1 protein-coding gene is annotated in these 1338 nt (G+C 69.4%); it reads right to left on the minus strand.

Annotated features, from left to right (window positions below):
• Nucleotides 1-62 precede the first annotated feature (62 nt).
• Nucleotides 63-1295 carry an IS701 family transposase gene (locus ACFYMC_RS29775; RefSeq protein ID WP_388531282.1) on the minus strand — a complete coding sequence of 411 codons (1233 nt, stop codon included), beginning with the start codon at nt 1293-1295 and terminating at the stop codon, nt 63-65.
• Nucleotides 1296-1338: the final 43 nt, after the last annotated feature.

Consider the following 1338-nt stretch of genomic DNA (forward strand, 5'->3'; position numbering starts at 1 on the left):
GCGACGGTGGTAGTGGCAGCGGCGGGCCGCCAGTTGGCGTCGGCGGCGCCAGCGCGACCAGCTCAGTGCGTGGGTGCGGCCGCGGGGGTCTTGGGGTGTGTGAGCTGCCAGGAGTCGCCGCACTTCAGCCACAGTGAGCGCGATGACCTCGGCATCCTCACTGGTGGATCCCCTTTTTCGGCTGCTTGCGCGCTCATCGCGGCGAGGAAGGCGTGGGCGAGCATGGCCAGGGTGATGTGCCGGTACCAGCCGACGTAGCGGCGAACCTCGTACTCGTCCAGGCCGCACTCGTTCTTCGCCGCCTGGAAACACTCCTCGATCGCCCACCGGGATCCGGCCACCCGCACCAGCTCGTCCACGCCGACATCCAGGGGCGCATAGGCGAGGTAGTAGGAGATCTCGTCCGGCCGGCTGAGGCTGCGTCGCGCCAGCGCCCACCGTCGACGGATCAGCACGCCGTCCTGCTGGTCGTACTCAGCAACCGGTCGTAGCTGGACGGCCGCCCAGTCGTACTCGCGCTGTCCCTTCGCGCCCGCTCCGCAGGAACGGCGTTCCCATGCCTGGTCGGGGGCCTGCTCGAAGGCCATGTCGATGCGCGGGCCGGCCAGGGAGAACTGGGACTTCGGGACGGCGAGGACGTAGCCGACGCCGGATGTTTCCAGCATCCGGCGGAAACGGTTGTCCTGTCCGTAGGCGGCGTCCGCCGTCACCCAGGCGATCGGCAGCGGCGAGGCCAGTGCCCTGCGGACGATCGCCTGGGCGAGGGTGTTCTTGGTGGCGAACTCCCGCTCGTCGGGGACCTTCGCCGCGCGACAGCGGTCGCGGTCGCCGGTCCAGGACTTGGGCAGGTAGAGCTCCCGGTCCACCAGGGCTCTGCCGGCCGTGCTGGCGTAGGCGGCGAATACGCCGATCTGGCAGTTCTCGGTGCGGCCGGCGGTGCCGGAGTACTGCCTTTGGACTCCGGCGGAGGTGGTGCCCTTCTTCAGGAATCCGGTGTCGTCGATGATCAGTACCCCATCGGGGCGGCCGAGTTGTTCGGCTACATAGGTTTGCAGGTCATCGCGGATGTCGTCGGGGTTCCAGCGGGCGCGGGAGAGCAGGTACTGCAGACCGTCGGGGGTGGAATGGCCGGCGTGTTCGGCGAGCTGCCAGCTGTTCTTGCGTGCTACCGGGGCGAGCAGTGCGCGCACGTAGTCACGCATCCGGCGGCGGGGTTCGACGCGGCCGAAGCGGTGCCCGACGGCGGTGAAGAGGTGGTCCAGGTCGCGGTGCCAGGTCTCGGCCTGTTCGGTGATCACGACCCGAGGCTTCCCCGGCCGGGAGCGATCTCGTCGTCGT

Origin of the sequence: Streptomyces sp. NPDC006879 (assembly GCF_042869595.1) — a bacterium.
GTDB lineage: Bacteria > Actinomycetota > Actinomycetes > Streptomycetales > Streptomycetaceae > Streptomyces.